Origin of the sequence: Pseudomonas sp. MF6394 (assembly GCF_002018845.1) — a bacterium.
Lineage (GTDB): Bacteria > Pseudomonadota > Gammaproteobacteria > Pseudomonadales > Pseudomonadaceae > Aquipseudomonas > Aquipseudomonas lactis.
In genome coordinates, this window is record NZ_MVOJ01000057.1 from 1 (window position 1) to 19,298 (window position 19,298).

Here is a 19,298-nt window from a genome sequence, read left to right on the forward strand (position 1 = left end):
GCGGAAGCATCATTTTCAGCAGCGCAGCTTTACGTTCTTCTGAATAGAAAGGCATGACCATACTCTTGCCGCCCCCGGAATGCTTTTCAAAAAGCGGGGGACACGACAACTACCCTGACACCGGGGGTCAAGATCAAAAGCAGATCAAGATCAAGAGCGGCTCGCTTCGCATCGTGGTTACCTTCGGCTGCTATTGCAGCAAGCCAGCTTCTAAAGGTATGACGGCGTCAGCCAAAACGATAGATATCCATGCCCAGGGCGCCCAGTGTGAAGCCTTGGTGTGCCACGCTGAAATCTGCGCCCGCACCCCGCGCAAAGTACAGCGGCAGCAAATGCTCATCGCTGGGATGGCTGCGAACGGCATGGGGGGCTTGGCGGCGATAGTCATGCAAGGCGGCGTCGTCATTGGTCGCCAGTTTGTCGACCACCCAGTCGCGAAACTCCCGCGCCCACGGGGTGATCGTTTCCGGGCCTGCGCGCCAATCCAGTTCGCCCAGGTTATGGGTGATGCTACCGGAGCCGATCAACAGCACACCCTGTTCGCGCAGGCTGGCGAGTGCATGCCCGACACGGGTCTGCAGGGCCGGTCCCATGCGACTGGGCAAGGAGACTTGCACCACCGGAATATCTGCTGCTGGGTACATCAGCGACAGCGGGACCCAGGTGCCGTGGTCGAAAGGCCGACGTTCATCAATGCTGGCAGCCAGACCGTCGGCGTGCAGCAGTTCGACGATCTCACTGGCCAGTTGTGGGTCACCCTGCGCGGGGTATTGCACTGCAAACAGCTCGCGCGGGAAGCCGCCGAAGTCGTGCCAGGTTTCGGGTGCAGCACTGCCGCTGACCAGCAATTCCGGGCTTTCCCAATGCGCCGACACCACCACAATGGCTTTGGGCCGTGGCAGTTCGGCGGCCAGGCGCTGCAGCGCAGGGCCGCTGGCGCCGGGTTGCAAGGCGAGCATGGGCGAGCCGTGGGAGATAAACAGGCTGGGGAGCATGAGCAGGGTCCTGAGGGTTAAGATGGAGCCATTTTCAATCAGATCATCGATCTAAATCTAATATAAGTTTTAGCGCCTTTTGATCGAATTTTCGGAGTGATTCATGCAGCCTGAATTTTGGCAGGACCGCTGGGCGAGCAATCAGATTGGTTTCCACCAGCGCGAGGTCAATCCCTATTTGCAACGGCACTGGCCCGTGCTGGGGCTGCCCGAGGGGGCAAAGGTGCTGGTGCCGTTGTGTGGCAAAAGCCTGGACTTGGTATGGCTCGAGAGCCAGGGGTACCCGGTAATGGGCGTGGAGCTATCGGAGCAGGCGGTGGAGGCGTTCTTCAGCGAGCAGGGGCTTGTGCCGCACGTCACTCAGAAGGGCGCCTTCAAGGTTTACCAGGCGGGCCAGATCGAACTGTGGTGTGGCGATTTCTTCAGTCTGGATGCTGAGGCAGTGGCCGGTTGCAGCGCCGTTTATGACCGCGCGGCATTAATTGCCTTACCGCCGCTGATGCGTGCGCAATACGCCGAGCACCTGAATGCCTTGCTGTCCTCAGGCTGCCAGGGGTTGCTGATTACTCTTGATTACGACCAAACGCAGAAGGCCGGTCCGCCTTTTGCTGTTTCGGACGAGGAGGTGCAGGTGCTGCTGGGGCCATATTGGATGTTGGAGCGGCTGGAGGAGCGGGACATCCTGGGGGAGAGCGGGAAGTTCCTGCAGGACGGTGTTACCCGCCTTGAAGAGCGTGCTTATCGGCTGACCCGGCGCTGAAAGGGCTTTTGCTTTTGTAGGCGCGAGGGGGGCGCCTAGTTCTTGCTCGCGAAAGACGTCAACGATAACGCGTGCTTGCTGAATGAACGCGGCGCCTGTGAGTTTTTCGCGAGCAAGCTCGCTCCTACAGGGAGCGGTGAAAATCAGCAGGCATAAAAAAGGGGCGATCAGATCGCCCCTTGTCGAGTCATCCGGCTATCAGCCGCGGCGACGCAGTGCGTCAATCCGCTCTTCCAGCGGCGGGTGGCTCATGAACAAGCGAGCCAGGCCCTGCTTGATGCCGCCGTTGATGCCGAAGGCGGTCAGGCTGTCGGGCATATGCACTGGCAGGCCCTGTTCGGAGCGCAAGCGTTGCAGCGCGCCGATCATGGCGCTGGTGCCCGCCAGGCGTGCGCCGGCTTCGTCGGCGCGGAACTCGCGTTTGCGCGAGAACCACATCACGATGGCGCTGGCCAGGAAGCCCAGGACCAACTCGGCGAAAATGGTCGCCACGAAGTAGGCAATGCCACGGCCTTCTTCGTTCTTGAAGATGACCTTGTCGACGAAGTTGCCGATGATCCGCGCAAAGAACATCACGAAGGTGTTCACCACGCCTTGTACCAGCGCCAGGGTGACCATGTCGCCGTTGGCTACGTGGCCGATCTCGTGGGCCAGCACCGCCTTGACTTCATCGGGCGAAAACCGCTCCAGCAGGCCCTGGCTCACGGCCACCAGTGCGTCGTTCTTGTTCCAGCCGGTCGCAAAGGCGTTGGCCTCATACGCTGGAAAAATCCCCACTTCGGGCATTTTGATGCCAGCTTCCTGAGACAACTGCTCCACGGTTTGCATCAGCCATTGTTCATGGCGAGTGCGGGGTTGAGTGATGATCTGGGTGCTGGTGCTCATCTTCGCCATCCACTTGGAGATGAACAGCGAGAACAGCGAACCGGCAAAACCAAAGACCGCACAGAAAATCAGCAGCTGATTGAGGTTCAGATCAACCCCATTGGCCGCCATGAACCCGTTGAAGCCAAAAAGGCTCAGGGTGACGCTGGCAATCAGTACGACCGCCAGGTTAGTGGCCAAGAACAGCAGGATGCGCATCATGGTTGTAGAATTCTCCTCATGCTTAATATGTCGCTCACTGCGGGGTATATAAGGTGCGGCATGGGGTGATTCAACCGGGGGACTATTTCAAACTGTGTCCTACACCTCGGGCGTAGGGCCTTGAAGGGATTTTCCCACCTGTATTGTCAGCCTTGATCGACCCGATGCTGCCCCGTCGCCCCGTGATTATAGGGGGTACGACATCGGCAGAGGCCGAATGAAGTACAACCGCAAGTAAGTGACACAGAAGTGTTGCTAGATAATCGCTGTACGACCCTTTGTGTGTCGTACAGCGTCAATGGCCTTACTGGCGATAGGACTTCAGGAAGTTGCCGATGCGACCAATGGCCATTTCCAGGTCATCCACGCGTGGCAAGGTCACTACGCGAAAGTGATCCGGCCACGGCCAGTTGAAGGCGGTGCCTTGCACCACCAGCAGTTTTTCTGACAGCAGCAGGTCGAGCACGAACTTCTCATCGTTGAGGATCGGGCAGACTTTCGGGTCGATCCGCGGGAACGCATAAAGCGCGCCCATGGGCTTCACACAGCTCACGCCGGGGATTGCGTTGAGCAATTCCCAGGTGCGGTTACGCTGCTCCAGCAAGCGGCCTTGGGGCAGGATCAGGTCATTGATGCTCTGGTAACCGCCGAGGGCGGTCTGGATCGCGTGCTGGCTCGGTACGTTGGCGCACAGGCGCATGTTGGCCAGCATGTCGATGCCTTCGATGTAGCTTTGCGCGTTGTGCTTGGGCCCGGAGATGGCGATCCAGCCGGAGCGGAAACCCGCCACGCGGTAGGACTTGGACAGGCCATTGAAGGTCAGGCACAGCAGGTCTGGCGCCAGGGAGGCGGTGCAGATATGCACGGCGTCATCGTAGAGGATCTTGTCGTAGATCTCGTCGGAGAACACCACCAGGTTGTGCTGGCGTGCCAGTTCCAGCATGCCCAGCAGTACTTCCCTGGAGTACACCGCGCCTGTAGGGTTGTTCGGGTTGATGATCACCAGGGCCTTGGTGTTGGGGGTGATCTTGGCCTTGATGTCGGCCAGGTCCGGGAACCAGTCGGCGCCTTCATCACACAGGTAATGCACCGGATGGCCGCCCGCCAGGGTCACGGCGGCGGTCCACAGTGGGTAATCCGGGGCTGGCACCAGCACTTCATCGCCATTGTTGAGCAATGCCTGCATGGACATCACGATCAACTCGGACACGCCGTTGCCCAGGTAGATGTCCTCGATGCCGACGCCTTCGACCTGCTTTTGCTGGTAGTACTGCATCACCGCCTTGCGCGCGCTGAACAGGCCCTTGGAGTCGCTGTAACCCTGGGCGGTCGGCAGGTTGCGGATCACATCCTGGAGGATTTCGTCCGGCGCCTCGAAACCAAACGGCGCCGGGTTGCCAATGTTCAGCTTGAGGATGCGATGGCCTTCCTCTTCCAGGCGTTTGGCGTGCTTGAGCACTGGGCCGCGAATGTCGTAGCAGACGTTGGCGAGCTTGTTCGATTTGCTGACCTGCATGGCGATGTGATCCTGAAAATGAACGATCCCGACGGCGTAGGCACTACCGTAGGGTGAAGCCTGCACGGCCCGCACCCATAAATACGTTTGAATGCCGGTGGCGCGGGTGCCAGACTGGCGTTTTGAAGAGGCGCAATCATACGTGCCGCCTGATCCATGGAAAAGACACAGATCAGGGTTTTTCAGTTGCCGAGGTGTACCGATGGATAAGTTGCAGAAAACTGTAGACGAATGGAAGGCGATGCTCGATCCGGAGCAGTACAACGTGTGCCGTCTCAAAGGTACCGAGCGACCGTTCAGCGGCAAGTACAACGCCACCAAGACCGACGGCGTCTACCACTGCATCTGCTGCAACGAGCCGCTGTTCGATTCCAAGGCCAAGTTTGATTCCGGCTGCGGCTGGCCCAGCTTCTATGAGCCGATTGCCGATAGCGCAATGGTCGAGATCCGCGATGTCAGCCACGGCATGATTCGCACCGAAGTCACCTGCGCCAAGTGTGACGCACACCTGGGGCATGTGTTCCCGGACGGTCCACCGCCGACGGGCCTGCGCTATTGCATCAACTCGGTATGCCTGGATCTGGTGCCGCGCTAGGCTCGCGTAGCCCCCGTAGGAGCGAGCTTGCTCGCGAAAAACGTCAACGATAACGCGGGGCGCCTGAATGAGCGCGGCGTCTGGGAGTTTTTCGCGAGCAAGCTCGCTCCTACACGAATAAGGTTCTTCTTTCGCTGACTTGAGGCATTGCCATGAGCGACTCCCTGCTGAGCATCCCTTGCACCACCATCAAGGGTGAACAAAAGACCTTGGCCGATTTTGCCGGCAAGGCCATTCTGGTGGTCAACACCGCCAGCAAATGCGGCTTCACCCCTCAGTACAAGGGCCTCGAGCAACTTTGGCAGCACTACAAGGACCAGGGCCTGGTAGTGCTCGGCTTTCCCTGCAACCAGTTCGGCAAGCAGGAGCCGGGCAACGAAGGTGCGATATCCGAGTTTTGCGAGCTGAATTTCGGCGTCAGTTTTCCGCTGTTCAAGAAGATCGACGTCAATGGCAGCGACGCTCACCCGCTGTTCGTGCAGTTGAAAAAGCAGGCTCCGGGGCTACTGGGTTCCAAGAATATCAAGTGGAACTTCACCAAGTTCCTCATCGGCCGTGATGGCCAGCAGGTCAAGCGCTTTGCGCCAACCACCAAGCCCCAGGACTTGACCCAGGAGATCGAAGCCCTGCTCAAATGACCTACGCGGTGCGGGTACCCGTCAGAGGCTGGTGGTCTTCGGTACCCACAGTTCCAGCAGCGCGTTGAGTTCTTCCCGGCGAAACGGCTTGGCCAGGTAATCGTTCATTCCCGCGGCCCGGCAACGCTCGCGTTCTTCGGCCATCGCGTTGGCGGTCAAGGCCACGATGGGCAAGTCCGGCCAACGCCCGCTGCGGCGAATCTGTCGGCTGGCCTCATAGCCATCCATCACGGGCATGTTGCAGTCCATCAACACCATATCGAAGCGCTGGTCCTCCAGCAGCTTGAGGGCTTCGCCGCCATGGGCTGCGACGATCACCTCGCACCCGAGCTTGCTGAGCATGCCCTTGGCCACCAGTTGGTTGACCGCGTTGTCCTCCACCAACAGGATGCGCGCACGGTGCGCAAGCGGTGCGGTTTCTATCTGGACCGGGTCGAGCACCAGTTGCGCGTCGCTGCGCAGGTTGCGTTGCAGGATCTGGTACAGCGCGTTACGGCTCAACGGGCGGGCTTGTTGCTGCAGCGGCGCCAGGGCCGCGACTTCTTCGCTGGGCAAAAAGTTGCCGTAGGCGGTGACCAACAGAATCGGCGCGCTGATGCCCGGGCGCAAGCGGAACAAGCATTCAGGGCAGTCAGTGATCAACAGGTCGGGCGCCAGCCCGCTCAGATCATCGTCCTGGGAATAGCACCGCGGCGTCAGCCCCCAAGAGGGCAACAGCGTGGTGAGCAGCTCCGTCAGCCCGCCGCCGGCGTTGGTGATGGCGATCACCTCGCCCGTGAGCGGTGCATAGCGTGTGGCAGGCAAATGCGCCGGCAGTGGAAGGTCGGCGCAGAACTGGCTGCCAAAGCCCACCTCCGAACTGATACTCAAGCGGCCTTGCATGGCTTCGCACAGGTTATGGGTCAGTGCCAGGCCTAAACCCGTGCCGCCAAACTGACGGGTGATGCCAGCGCCGGCCTGGGTGAACGGCTGGAAAATTTTCACCTGGGCTTCCTGAGCGATGCCAATGCCGGTGTCGCACACTTCGATGCTGACCCGGCCTTCCAAGGCGCGCAGGCGCACATCGACGCGGCCGAAGCGGGTGAACTTCAAGGCGTTGGAGAGCAAGTTGCTGACGATTTGCCGCACACGGGTCGGGTCACCGATCACCTGGGCGGGAAATTGCGGGTCGATCAGGCAGGTCAACTCCACACTCGGCGCGGCGTTTTGCGACAGCAGGTTGGCGGTGTCCTCCACCAGGGAGCCCAGGTCGAAGGGGATATGCTCCAGTTCCAACTGGCCGGCGTCGAATTTGGACAGGTCGAGAATATCGTTGAGCAACTCCACCAGCACTTTGCCTGAGTCATGGGCAATGGACAGTTGCTGGCGCTGTTCGGCGGTCAGCGGGCTGTCCAGTGACAGGGCAATCATGCCCAGCAGCCCGTTGAGTGGCGTGCGGATTTCATGGCTCATATTGGCCAGGAATGCCGCCCGCGCCTGGGCCATGCCCAGCGCCGTCATTTTCGCCGCCTCCAGCTCATCGTTGGACTGGCTCAAGCGTTGGTTACTGGTCTTGAGTTCAAGGGTGCGCGCCGAAACGATATTTTCCAGTTGCCCCAGGTACTCCGTGAGGCGGTCTTCGGCGTGGCGCCGTTGCTGGATCTCGGTTTCCATGTTTTCGAATTGCTGGTTGGCGACGCTGACCAGCACGCCGATTTCATCGTGTTCATGCCCCGGTGGGCAATCCAGGCGCGCCTGTTTGCGTGTGCTCAGCTCGCGGATAATGCGCACCAGCGGTTGGGTGAGCATTACGTAGAACAGGCCGAGTAAAATCCCGGTGAGCAACAGGCTGCGGGCGAAGCCGTTGAGCAGGGTGATCTCTGCGCGATGCAGGAAACGGCTGCCAAAGGCATAGGTGTCGACGTCCAGGCGCAGCACACCCAGGGAGTCGTTGGGCATATGGCTGAGAAACAGCCGGTCTTCGAACTGGCGATTGGCACCAAACAGAAAATCGCTGACGGGCCGATAGTTGCTTTCTTTGCGCGGGCGGTTGACGTCGGCCAGCACCACGCCATTGTTGTCGATCAACTGCGCGCGGATGATGGCAGGGGAGTGCAGCAGGCCCAGGGTCAGTTCCTGGGCGAGTTCGGCATCGATGTTGTAGGCGATGCGTGACGCCGGGTTGTGGCTGATTTCAATCAGTGAGCGTATTTCACGGTTGATGGATGCGTCTTCACTGGCATAATCAATGCCGATTTGGATCAGGCTGAGCAGGGTTCCCAAGACGAAACCGACCAGCACAGTCAATCTGGCTTGTTTATAAGACAAGCGGTGGGCGAACTTGATATCCATCGAGTGTTGAACCACTTAGCGTTTCCCTTCGCCCGGCAAGCATAGCTGAACATCCACAAGCTTTGGCTCGCCCGGCATGAATCGTTTTTTTGATGCAGCCCATGCAGTGTGCCGCAGGGTTGCCAATACGCCATCTTTTGCAAGAAGTTGCCAGAGGAATAGCTGTGGATTCTCGATTGAATGCCTTTCTTGAGCGCGCCGATGCGGTGCTGGCTCGCCTGGAACCGTTGTTACCCGCCCCGCGCCAAGCGATCGACTGGAGCCAATGCCTGGCCGCCCGTTGGCAGCGCGAAGGCCGCACTGGCTTCCTGTTGCCGCTGGAGGTCAGCCTGGACATGCGCCTGTCGGACCTGATCGGTGTCGATAAACAACGCGAGCAACTGGCGCGCAACACCCAACAGTTTCTCGACGGTTTGCCCGCCAACCATGCGCTGTTATGGGGTTCGCGTGGCACTGGCAAGTCTTCCATGGTTCGTGCCTTGCTCGCCCAGCACGCCAAGGCGGGCCTGCGCTTGATCGAGATCGAGCGTGACCACCTGGCGGACCTGCCGCGGGTGGTCGAGCAACTGCTCAAGCTTCCCCAACGCTTTATTCTGTTTTGCGATGACCTGTCGTTTGAGGCCGGCGAAGGCGACTATCGCGTGCTCAAGAGCGTGCTCGATGGCTCCCTGGAACAGGCGCCGGAAAACGTGCTGCTGTATGCCACGTCCAACCGTCGCCACCTGGTGCCGGAAAACCAGAGCGACAATGACAACTGGAAGCGCGTGGATGGCGAATTGCACCCGAGCGAGGCGGTTGAAGACAAGATTGCCTTGTCGGATCGTTTTGGCCTGTGGCTGTCGTTCTACCCGTTTAGCCAGGAGCATTTCCTGGATGTGGTGGAGCACTGGATCGGCGAGTTGGCCAGCAAGGCCGGCTTGCAGTGGCAGCGCGATGAGCAGCTTGATGTCCTCGCGGTGCGTTGGGCCACTGGGCGGGGCAACCGCAATGGCCGGTGTGCCTATCAATTCGCCCGTTACTGGGTGGGTCTTAAATTGTTGGAACGTCAACCATGATCGATTTACAACAGGCCGGCAGCGGCCTTGATGGCTATGCCATGCTGTGCGCGCAACTGGAGTCGCTGTTGGCTGATGAGCGCGATTTTATTGCCAACAGTGCGCAGTTTTCCGCGTTCCTGTTCAACCAGTTGGATGACTTGAACTGGGCGGGTTTTTACCTCAATCGCAATGAAGAGTTGGTACTGGGGCCCTTCCAGGGGCAGATCGCCTGTGTGCGCATTCCGTTTGGTCGTGGCGTGTGTGGTGCGGCTGCGGCAACGCGGCAAACCCAGCGCGTGGAGGATGTGCACGCGTTCCCAGGCCATATCGCCTGTGACAGCGCTTCGAACAGTGAATTGGTAGTGCCCTTGGTCAAGGACGGTCACCTGATTGGCGTTCTTGACCTCGACAGCCCATTGCTGGCCCGTTTCACCCCTCAGGACCAGGTGGGCATTGAGCGGCTGGCGGAGATTTTCCTGCGGTTGACCGACTGCTGAGGCGGCTGATGAGGCAGGTTAGGGTAGGGGCGCGTTTGCTCACTCCTACCCCTACCGGCCCTGGCGCTTATTGGCTTTGCAGCTCATCCAGTTGAACCTGCAGCATCTTTTCCAGTGCCTGCATGAGTTGTTCCAGGGCCTTGATACCGCTTTCGATCACGGCCCACTCCTCATTGCGCGAACAGCTTTGCTCCAAGGCTTCGCATTGCCCCGCCAATGAATGGGCTTGCACGATACGGGCTGCGCCCTTGATCTTGTGGGCTTGCTCAATGATTTCCGAGAGTGGAGCGTGTCGATCCAGCAGTTCGCTAAGGATCTGGCGGTCTTGATGGCTGCTGCTCAGTAGTTCCTCCAGCAGGCGTCGACTCAAATGGGGGTCACCGCCGGTCAACGCTTCCAGGCATTGGAGGTCCAGTCGTTGGTGCACGGCTTTAGGGACAATGTGTGCCAGTTGGCGCTCCAGTACGGTGAGGCTGATGGGCTTGAACAGACAGTCATCCATGCCGGCCTGCACGCATCGTTGCCTTTCTTCTGGCTGGGCATTGGCGGTAAAGCCCAGCACCACGCAGGGCACCAATTGTTCGCGCTGCTCATACTCACGGATTGAGCGACTCAGTTCATAGCCATTCATGATGGGCATGTTGCAGTCGGCAATCACCAGGTCGAAATGCTCTTTACGCCAGGCCTGGAACCCCGCCGCACCGTGCTCGGCAGCGGTGAATTTATGCCCCAAGTAGCCCAGTTGCTGGCACATCAGCAGGCGGTTCGCCGGGTGGTCATCTACCACCAGTACGTTAAGCACCAGTGCGGTGGCCGGCGTTTGCGGCGTGTGTTCACCCTCCGCCTGGATCGCTTGCAGGCGAGGCATGCTCAGGTTGACGTGCACCTGGGTGCCCACCATGGGCACGCTGCTCAGGCTCAATTGGCCGCCCATCATCGCGCACAGGCTGCGGCAGATCACCAGGCCCAGGCCCGCGCCGCTGCGTGCCAGTTGCCCGGAGTTGTCCGCTTGGGCAAAGGGTTCGAACAGGCGCAGTTGGTCCTCCCGGCTGATGCCGATGCCGGTGTCTTCCACTACTAGTTTCAGCTCGATCTGCTCCGGTGCCTGGGTTGGCTGCAGCTCAACCTTGATCTTGACCTGCCCCTGTTCGGTGAACTTGATCGCGTTGCTCACAAGGTTCGATAGCACCTGCTTGAAGCGCAGCGGGTCTATCAGCACCTCGATATCGTTCAGGTCGGGTTTGAACTCCAGCAGCAGGCTGAGGGTTTTCTGGCGTGCCAGCCCATCGAAGACGCGCACCACTGATTCAATCACCTCCCGCAGGTTGACGCGCTCCGGCGCCAGGCTGAGGCGGCCGGACTCGATACGCGCGATGTCGAGGATGTCACCGATCAGCTCCAGCAGGTCTCTGGCCGAGTTGTACGCCACCTCGATCGCCGGACGGTCAAGATGCCCTTGGTCGGCGCGCTTGAGCGTCAGTTCGAGCATGCCGATCACGGCAATGACAGGAGGCTTTTGTATAAAATGCTAAAATGCACGGTCTACATGGGGTTCAGAGCATTATGCCGGTCAAAAATACACTGCCTAGGGCGTTCTCTGACGTGTTCAGAGACGATGAAACCATCAACGTATACAGCTACATACGTTTTTCATCGAAAGCCCAAAGCTTGGGCTTTGGCGAGATACGACAGCTTGAACAGCTCAACCGCTTTTTCGAGCAATATCCCACTGCTCGGCAGGTCGAAAGGTACGAAGACCTGGGCGTTTCAGCATTCAGAGGCAAAAATCTAAAATCTGGACAACTCGCTAAATTCGTTGAACGTATCAAATCAAAAGAGATTTTGCCTAATGCTCTGCTTCTTGTTGAGTCATTCGACCGAATTTCAAGGATGGGTGGATACGACGCATTGGAACTTATTATCTCAATCATTCAATCAGATTGTGCAATTTACACACTTTTTGATAATCGACTTTATTCAAAGCGTAAAAAAGATAGCAGTGTTGATATTAGTCTTATTCAAAACATTTTGGAAAGAGCAAATGACGAAAGCAAATCAAAGTCTGAACGTATCTCTGACGCAAAAGCTCGAAATTTAGAAAAAGGCGAAAATGGCGGAATTATTACAAAGCGTTGCCCATTTTGGATCTCGTTTGTTGACGATAAATTCGTTCTGAATGAACACGCAAAAGCTGTTAAACGAATGACAGAGCTTTGCTTTGATTATGGCTTTCAGTCAATTGCAAAGGAACTGAATAAAGAAAACCATCCAAAAAAATACACTGATAGCACAATCGGCAAGGTTCTACACAAGCATGCAATTTATGGTTCGTTTCTCGCTATGAAAAACGACGAGCATGGAAATAGAACAATCGTTAATAAAGAGATAAAGAACTATTACCCTGCCGTCATTAGCGAGTCGGAATTTCATCGGATTAGCGAGAAACTAAAAGAACGACTAGACCCAAAGCTTGCGGGAAGAAAGGCGGAAGAGTTTAGAAATATTTTACGTGGACTGGTATTTTGCAAGTGCGGCTCAACTTTCCGCTACCACGCACAAAAAAATCACTATGTCGATTTGGTTTGCCATGCATCGACTGTGGGGCAATGTAAATGTGCAATGCCTGGGAAAGGTATCAGACACAGATACGCACGTATTGAGGAAATATTTCTTGCGTATCAATCCCTCATTCCATTCCACAAAATCATTGTAAAAAATGACGACATAAAAGCACTTGAAAAAGAACATCAAGAAATACTTGGGCAGATAATGATAAAAGAAAAAGCGTTGGCAAATAACTTTTCAATACTTGAAAAGTCTTCTGATAGCGCAAAAAAATATATTACAAATAGAATTGACGAAGTGAGCCAAGAATTAGACAAGCTCAAAGTAGACGAGCATAAACTAAATCTCAAAATCAGCTCACTCCACTTGGCGACGAAATCCGATTTAAACGAGATGGAAATTTACAGGCTTCTGATAACAGAAAAGGGTCGCATAAGAATAAATAATTTTCTTCACTCGCAAAAGATAAAGCTAATTATCACACCACTCAAAAAGAAATTTTTTGCGCTTGATATTTACCACGACGACAAGCACATAGATACAATTGACGTTACGCCAGATGGTTACACGGCACATCATAAGCCGCATCTAAAATAGCTCTCTTGAAAATCATTGAGCAGTAAAAAAAACGGGATTAGAAATCCCGTTTTTTTTACGTGCTTACCTATAAAAATATGAGTTCGAAAAAATAAAATATTGTTAACAAAAGAAGTTATGTTTTTATGTGTTACTTTATAAGTAGAGTGTTTAATTCGTGATGAATGAGTACCCGCTATGTATATCGACACAGTTTAAAACTTCGCTGCGCTCGTTTTAACCAGTGTCGATATACGCGGGTCCTGCCGGAAGCCGAAGCAAAAGCAACGTCAAAATCAAACGCATTCACTTATAAAAATTACGCTTCCGCTTGAATTTTTAACGCTCAAAAAAAACCAAAATATAAATCAACAGAGGAGAAAATGAAGAAGATAACAATACTAAAACGAGACGAAAACTATTCAAATATCGCAGGGCTTTCATCAAGTCTTGAACATTCATTACGCATAAGAACAAAAGATTTTGATAGTCTTATCTATGATGATGAACTATCAAAAGATAATAAAATTTTCTACAAAAATGAATTCAAAATAGGAAATAACAAAGACGACAACCAAGAAATTTTTGACGAAATTTTGAGCAAAATAAAATCAGAAGTCAACGCAAATACAAAGACAGATTATGAAAAAGTAGAAGCAGACAAACAAAGAAAGTTTAAACATAAACTGATGAAATTTGTCAGTGAAGCAGATGAAAATATTAAAGATTATGTACTAAATGCGATTGATGATTTTAAGAAGTTTGACAGTGAACAATATAAAATCTTATTAGAATCTAATAATGTAAAACGCATAAATGAAAAAGTTAATTGCTTAAAAAGCCATTGCGATTTAGCTGAAAAACTACAAACCTCAAAACTCAAAAAACTAAAATCAGATACGAACGTTGTTAAAGAAGTCATTCTTGTAATTCCAAAAAAAAATGACATAGACGTTTCTGAAAAAACAAGCGACTTCTTGCTACAAACAGCAATTGAATACTACAAAGAAAATCATCCAGATAATGAAATTTTAATCGGATTTAGTCATTCTGACGAATCGACAAATCATTGTCATTTGTTTATCAATATGAAAAATTCAAAGACAAATGAATACGATTTTGTAAAACAAGAACAAGTCATTGCAGAAAAAAATAAAACGTTATCAATACGTGAACAACCAATGCCCGCAGATTTTGAACATCCTAATCGCACTGAAAAGCGCAAAAGCAAGCTTTTGCTTGACGCAAAAAATCGCTGGCGTGGTGAAACATTACAGCGAGTTTTTTACAAAAAATTCAATCAACTATCACAACAAAACAATATGAAACTTGAAGCAGTGTTTAACGTAAAAAGTTCTTCGACTGATGAAGCATATAAATTTATGAATGAGCAATCGAAATTGCCAAAACATTTGCGTCAGTTGAGCTTTTTAAATCTGCAAACAGAGACAATGCAAAAAGAAATTGAAACCTTGCAAAAAGCACTAATAGAAGAAAAATCAAAAACCGAAAAAACTGTCAGTGTTAGAAATGAAAATAGCAAAGTAATAAACAATCAAAGAGATGAACACACGAAAACAAAATCAGAACTCGAAGCGTTAAAATATGAAGTTTCAGAGTATAAACAGAAGAAAAAAGCTGAAAGTGATGAGCGAGACAAAATAAGAGAAGACGTGAAAAAGCTCAAACAAGACGAAGAAACTCATAAACAGTCAATCATACAATTCGAAGAAAAACAAAAAGAGTTAATTAAGAAATTCACACAAGAATACTTTATAAAAATCTTTGACGAAATGAAAACCCTGTACCAGCAAGTCCTTGGGCTTAAACCGTTTTTCGATAGAAATTTGAAGCGTTCTATATTAGGTAAGACTTTCTTAAAGAACGATTTACTTGACGAAGAAGAATTTGATAATCGAGTTAAACAGATTGTTAGAACAAAAAGCACACCAGTGTTAGAACTATATAACTCAATAGATAGACATTACGACAAAAACGATAAAGAGCTTGAAGCGAGAACGAAAAAATGGACTCAAAAAGAAGTTAAACATCGAGCAGCAAATAACAGAACATCAGAAAATGAATTTACTCAATTTCTTGACAGAAGCGCTCCTGAAAGCCGACCAACGAATTCTCAATCACGAAAAAACAAATACGATTGATGAGCCAAATCGCCCGAAAAAGCCGCATAGGCTCGGGCGCAGTGTCTGGACACGATTAATTCAATTTGACCCGGACGGGTCAATCATAGGTATGAATCAATAAGAGAGAATAGCCAAATCGCTTTTAATAGCTTTTGTATTGATAACATCTAAATAATAGAAAGTTACATAAAAGCGACATTGATACACATATGCGACATTCTTATATAAATGCGACAACTTAATTCACAGACAATAAAAAAGAGCCACTAGGCTCTTTCTTTTTACTTTTAAAAGTTATAATTAAATCACCACAACTAATTATAACTATGCACTCACAATATAACTATAACATTTCAGTTTTACAAAGCAATTCTAAACCTCATATTTTTTCAGATATTTTCGAACCACTGAATTATCATATTCAATCTGAAAAAGAGTTAAAAGAACACCCCAAATTTTCAAAAATCGCTATTTGTCTCAAAGGCAAACAATATAAAAACGGCTTTGAACAAAAAACAATCGAAGTTCAAAACCTCAAAGAAACGCTTAAATCGTATGATAGCGCAGTAGATTGCTATATCACTTCAAATCAATTTATATTTGGTCGTAGCGAAGCGAAACTATGTAATCTCGTCATGTTGTCTTGTGATTTAGATACATACAAAACAGAGAAATATAAAAACACAACTCACGACGAACTGATAAGCGACGTCAAAGACGTCTGTCTTTTAAACTCTTTGCCTTTTCCTTCAATCATGTATTCAGGTAACGGATATTACTTAAAATGGATTTTCACTGAAAAAGTAAAAGCCTTTAAGGTTTCCAAAGAACATAGAGCAATGCTGAAAGCGCCAACAATAGTAGAAAAATGGAAAATTGCGCAGCGAGTAATAAACAAAATATTTGAAGCTTTTGGCTCTGACACAAAAGCGCTTGATGTTGCTCGATTGCTTCGCCTATGTGGAACGATTAATAGTAAAACCGGTAAACGTGCTGAACTACTTGAAGCGAATGATAAGCACAGCTTTGACTACATGCTAGGCGTGCTAAAAGCTCATACAACGCAAGAAGACCAGAACGACATACTACCCAAGCAGAAAAAGCTCAAAGCCCCGCAAGTCAAGCCTGTGAAGCTCAAAAGTGCTGTCAAATCGTTGATCGTGGTTAGTGACGTAAAAAAGCAAGAGCCGAGCAAGAATTTCATTGCAAAGAACACACGGAGCCTCGCAAAAGCACGATATGAAGACCTGCTTAAACTAATAGAAATTAGAGGCGATATTATTGGTGAAAGAATGAGTTTCGTTTTTTGGATTTGTAATTTCATGTCTATAACTGGGCGTATGAATTATGCAGAATTCGAAGACCAAGCAAAAAAGGTGGGTGATAAGATATTCAAAAATTCAAGTTGGAGCCTTATAGATTTATCTACCCTTGAAAACAGATTAAAAGAATACAATCTAAAAACTGTAATCAAGTCAGGCGAAAACTCATATATTCCTTTGTACACTCCTAAAAACGAAACGCTCATAAGAATTTTCAACATCACTGATGATGAGCAAAAACAGTTAAAAACGATAATATCTGCTGACGAAACTAAACGAAGAGACAGAGAGCGCAAGGCTACCATAAGACGTAAGAAAGGCATGAAAGAGCAGGAAGGCGATAAGGATACAAAGCCTTGGCTTGCGCTAGGCATCAGCAGAAGAACTTATTATACACGCAAGAAAAACGGCCTTATTTAAGGTCTTTTTGTTATTTGCACTTTTTGTCCTGTTTACCAGTGTGTGTGAGAAAAAAAATGTGTTTTTCAGAAGCGAAAGTCAAAAGCAAGAATCTGTTCAGTTATACATGGGTCCGTATATACACATGTCTAGATATTCATTTCCAGTTCCCTATTGAGCAGCAAAAAAATGGTAAAATCAGAGCATAACAATTACTTATACTATGTATCCAAAGACCAAATCTATTCAAAAGCGCCTAGAATCAGAAAAAGAATGCTATTGGATGTGTCTTTATCCGGACGCTACATTCATCAATCATATTGATTTTAATGTTTATGAAAAGAATATCGGGAAGTGGTGCTTAAAGCTTTTAAAGGAAATTACACTTAAAAAAACGTTCGGCGTATGGCGTAAGAGAAAATATCAAGGTATCCGCTGGGTTGAGATTTTCACAAAAGAACAAGCAGCGGCAATGCAAGCAGCGATTGACGAAAGAAAAGAAAATAGGAAAAAGCATAAAAAAGAAAATTAAAAAGCCCAGTGGGCTTTTTTAGTAATATGGGTTTGTCGGTAATGAATAAGTTTTGATAACCACGTCTTTACTTAAATAATTTGGATTTCTCCAAAATTTATCATCTTGGTCTGTCCAAAGCGTCTTGGCTTGTTCACAACTTCCGGTCTTAAAATTAAACGAATGGCTTATTTGAAGTAGTGTACTACCTCTTTCATTAAACTCGTCTTTGTTTTTACAGTCTTTCGCGGCAGCCTGGTATGCTCGTTCAGATTCTTTTCTTTCTTTGTCAGTCAGCTTGTCTTTTGGAGATACTTTGCGTTCAATTACTGTGCCTACCGGCACGTTGCTGGTTTTCTCAAAGTATCCAGCATTTACTGCAATGCAAAGAGAAAATATCACTAAAATAAATTTAAAAAAGTCTTCCATAGAGAGCAGTTGTTATCATGAATTTACTATACCATTTATTTTTCTCCATTCATTGCTATTGCAAGTCCCGCAAACCTAGCTCCCCAGGTCAATGCGAGCAGCCCGATTACAGCGCCAACACCAAACCAAAACCCCTTCAACAAGCACGCGACAAATGCGAACGGTACGATTAACCCGCCGAAACCTAGCAAGCCTATGAAAGCCCAAAAACCTCCCCACATTGTCCAGGTGGTTAGCAAGCTGAACAAAAACAGCAACAATCCAAAGACAAAAGAGCCTATGTATATAGCTGTGCCTGTAAAAACTCGAAATTTTTTGAAAAGTGAAAGAGGCAATAGAATGAAGACGATAATACCAACACAGAGCCAAGCCAATGTGCTGACCCACGGTAGAACATAATGTGTTGTTTTTGCTAGACCTAAAAGGAAAATTGCAGGTAGGGATAGGAAAGCCAAGAATCCAACAATTCCAAATGCAATGCTTCCGAGGTTTTTAATAAACATACCCATTTAACTTATCCTTGTAAAAAGTAATTTTGGATTTCTATTTTAAAATACTAACTGCCAAGGCAGCGAGTGAGACTAAAATTGCCGCTAATGAAATCCAAGTGGTAGTAAAAAATTTACTTTTCTCTGATTGGAGGCCTGCTAAAACAGAAGACATCATAGGAAAGTGGATGCATCGAATATCTCTTCCCACTTGCAGCGCAAAAAGCGGCACTTTTGATTTCTGTACGTCGTCATTGACATATGAGTGAAGCTTATTCAAATGATTGTACAGTCTCCCAAAAATTATGCCTGCATCTACATTAAGTTTTGACGCTATCAAATCAATGTCGATTGGCATATATGCTTTGCTATCCCTGCCATTTTCCTCTCCCTTGCTGAAATTACTATATGGCTCATAGTACTCATTATAAATTGCTTCTAAAATTTGTAGGTCTGTCGGGAGTTTCATTGTTTACGCCCTATTTTTGTTGAAAGGACTAATCATGTGTTAGTCCTCGACAAACTATGCAGTTTATTTGGCAGTGCGGTAAACCGTATTTATTATTTCCCACGCTTCTGCAAAGCCATATAAATCTATGGTCTGGTCTTTGTTTTGCTCATATGGCCATTCTTGGTAACGTGTAAGCGCTTTGCTACCAGATTTAAGTTGTTCAATTATTTTAGTGGTTTGTTTGTTGTTGAATCCGTTTTCAGCAGAGGCGCTACTTGGAGTTTGCTGGTCGACTCTAATCGCAATATTTGAATTCGGAAAATGTTCACTTCCAATGCTTATAAAACTCTTTCCATCTTTCCATATGCCCACCATCAAGTCTTTCTTTTGTATATAGCACCAATGTTTGTCTTCCATGCCATCGACCTTGCAACCTGTACTCCAATTGGTTACATGCAAGTCCTTGATGGTGTCTAATGTGCTGTTTTTATCGCCTTGTACAGAGCCGCTACCGTCGGTATAGTAAATTCGATATTTAATATCTTTAAAGCTACCAGTCTCTATGCGGAGCTTTTCGTTTTCACTCATTTTTCGATAGTTCAATCCAATAAGGCAGGTAATTTTACCGTTAGAAAAAAGGGGGATGTTTGTTTTTATTAACTCATCACGCCCCACAACCGGCAGCTGCTTTTTGTAACCACTGTCATAACTTGTATTTGGGCAATCACTATCGGCGAATGAAATTGCGCTAAACATTAGTCCAGTTACGATTCCAACTGTACGCCCGATATTTTTCATTTTCGACCCTCCATGGAGAATGTGGTTGACTGATACCATTTTAGCATCATCAGGTTGCAATGGTTTCGCATGTCTTCTACGTCTGGACAAGCATAGTAACTGGTCAGAACACGCCCAGAGCGGCACGTCATATTTTCTTCAAATACCTCCACTCATTGCG

17 protein-coding genes and 1 pseudogene are annotated in these 19,298 nt (G+C 49.6%); 9 read left to right on the forward strand and 9 right to left on the reverse strand.

All coding sequences use genetic code 11. From position 1 onward, the window contains the following. Positions 1 to 227 precede the first annotated feature (227 nt). A complete protein-coding gene (locus MF6394_RS31965; RefSeq protein WP_078468238.1) occupies positions 228 to 995 on the reverse strand; it encodes a DODA-type extradiol aromatic ring-opening family dioxygenase in 768 nt (255 codons plus the stop codon). A 103-nt stretch (positions 996 to 1,098) separates the two neighbouring features. On the opposite strand from MF6394_RS31965, the gene MF6394_RS31970 reads away from it, so the two are divergent. Further along, positions 1,099 to 1,755: a thiopurine S-methyltransferase gene (locus tag MF6394_RS31970; RefSeq protein ID WP_078468239.1), complete on the forward strand. Its 657-nt coding sequence runs from the start codon at positions 1,099 to 1,101 to the stop codon at positions 1,753 to 1,755. Between the two features lie 198 nt (positions 1,756 to 1,953). Here MF6394_RS31970 and htpX read toward each other — a convergent pair whose 3' ends face one another. Together htpX and MF6394_RS31980 are read right to left on the reverse strand one after the other, a co-directional pair. Beyond that, on the reverse strand, positions 1,954 to 2,841 hold the full coding sequence (gene htpX / locus MF6394_RS31975) for a protease HtpX (protein ID WP_003189904.1): 888 nt from the start codon (positions 2,839 to 2,841) through the stop codon (positions 1,954 to 1,956). Between the two features lie 304 nt (positions 2,842 to 3,145). Then, entirely contained in the window at positions 3,146 to 4,357 is a 1,212-nt protein-coding gene (locus MF6394_RS31980; RefSeq protein ID WP_044273990.1) for a pyridoxal phosphate-dependent aminotransferase, read from the reverse strand. A 202-nt stretch (positions 4,358 to 4,559) separates the two neighbouring features. On the opposite strand from MF6394_RS31980, the gene msrB reads away from it, so the two are divergent. Next, the gene (msrB, locus tag MF6394_RS31985; protein ID WP_003189907.1) at positions 4,560 to 4,952 is read left to right on the forward strand and encodes a peptide-methionine (R)-S-oxide reductase MsrB; all 393 of its coding nucleotides are present in this window, start codon (positions 4,560 to 4,562) and stop codon (positions 4,950 to 4,952) included. Positions 4,953 to 5,104: 152 nt separating this feature from the next. Then, positions 5,105 to 5,590: a glutathione peroxidase gene (locus MF6394_RS31990; protein ID WP_078468240.1), complete on the forward strand. Its 486-nt coding sequence runs from the start codon at positions 5,105 to 5,107 to the stop codon at positions 5,588 to 5,590. A gap of 21 nt (positions 5,591 to 5,611) precedes the next feature. Here the strand turns inward: MF6394_RS31990 and MF6394_RS31995 are convergent, their stop codons facing one another. Further along, the gene (locus MF6394_RS31995; protein WP_044273991.1) at positions 5,612 to 7,921 is read right to left on the reverse strand and encodes a hybrid sensor histidine kinase/response regulator; all 2,310 of its coding nucleotides are present in this window, start codon (positions 7,919 to 7,921) and stop codon (positions 5,612 to 5,614) included. A gap of 164 nt (positions 7,922 to 8,085) precedes the next feature. Between MF6394_RS31995 and MF6394_RS32000 the strand changes: the two genes are divergently transcribed. Both MF6394_RS32000 and MF6394_RS32005 read left to right on the forward strand, forming a co-directional pair. After that, a complete protein-coding gene (locus MF6394_RS32000; protein WP_044273993.1) occupies positions 8,086 to 8,976 on the forward strand; it encodes an ATP-binding protein in 891 nt (296 codons plus the stop codon). Then, positions 8,973 to 9,455, forward strand: coding sequence for a GAF domain-containing protein (locus MF6394_RS32005; RefSeq protein ID WP_032892706.1), 483 nt, complete (start codon positions 8,973 to 8,975; stop codon positions 9,453 to 9,455). The genes MF6394_RS32000 and MF6394_RS32005 overlap by 4 nt, the downstream gene beginning before the upstream one ends. Before the next feature lie 67 nt (positions 9,456 to 9,522). Here MF6394_RS32005 and MF6394_RS32010 read toward each other — a convergent pair. Next, a pseudogene (locus MF6394_RS32010) lies at positions 9,523 to 10,971 on the reverse strand (ATP-binding protein); the annotation flags it as partial. An 86-nt stretch (positions 10,972 to 11,057) separates the two neighbouring features. On the opposite strand from MF6394_RS32010, the gene MF6394_RS32015 reads away from it, so the two are divergent. From MF6394_RS32015 to MF6394_RS32030, 4 genes are all read left to right on the forward strand, one after another. Beyond that, positions 11,058 to 12,617: a recombinase family protein gene (locus MF6394_RS32015; protein WP_238597326.1), complete on the forward strand. Its 1,560-nt coding sequence runs from the start codon at positions 11,058 to 11,060 to the stop codon at positions 12,615 to 12,617. 362 nt (positions 12,618 to 12,979) lie between these two features. Beyond that, entirely contained in the window at positions 12,980 to 14,758 is a 1,779-nt protein-coding gene (locus MF6394_RS32020; RefSeq protein WP_078468242.1) for a hypothetical protein, read from the forward strand. A gap of 308 nt (positions 14,759 to 15,066) precedes the next feature. Beyond that, positions 15,067 to 16,482 (forward strand): hypothetical protein, encoded by a 1,416-nt coding sequence (locus tag MF6394_RS34055; RefSeq protein WP_153046049.1) that lies wholly within the window; start codon positions 15,067 to 15,069, stop codon positions 16,480 to 16,482. Between the two features lie 202 nt (positions 16,483 to 16,684). After that, positions 16,685 to 16,993 carry a hypothetical protein gene (locus tag MF6394_RS32030; RefSeq protein WP_153046050.1) on the forward strand — a complete coding sequence of 103 codons (309 nt, stop codon included), beginning with the start codon at positions 16,685 to 16,687 and terminating at the stop codon, positions 16,991 to 16,993. A gap of 18 nt (positions 16,994 to 17,011) precedes the next feature. Here the strand turns inward: MF6394_RS32030 and MF6394_RS34060 are convergent, their stop codons facing one another. The 4 genes from MF6394_RS34060 to MF6394_RS32040 all read right to left on the reverse strand — a co-directional run bounded on the left by MF6394_RS34060 (position 17,012) and on the right by MF6394_RS32040 (position 19,138). Further along, complete coding sequence (locus MF6394_RS34060) at positions 17,012 to 17,401, reverse strand: hypothetical protein (protein ID WP_153046051.1); 390 nt, start codon at positions 17,399 to 17,401, stop codon at positions 17,012 to 17,014. Positions 17,402 to 17,436: 35 nt separating this feature from the next. After that, entirely contained in the window at positions 17,437 to 17,910 is a 474-nt protein-coding gene (locus tag MF6394_RS32035) for a hypothetical protein (protein ID WP_078468245.1), read from the reverse strand. Positions 17,911 to 17,944: 34 nt separating this feature from the next. Beyond that, a complete protein-coding gene (locus tag MF6394_RS34065) occupies positions 17,945 to 18,358 on the reverse strand; it encodes a hypothetical protein (protein WP_153046052.1) in 414 nt (137 codons plus the stop codon). A 63-nt stretch (positions 18,359 to 18,421) separates the two neighbouring features. Next, positions 18,422 to 19,138, reverse strand: coding sequence for a hypothetical protein (locus MF6394_RS32040; protein WP_078468246.1), 717 nt, complete (start codon positions 19,136 to 19,138; stop codon positions 18,422 to 18,424). Between the last annotated feature and the right edge of the window lie 160 nt (positions 19,139 to 19,298).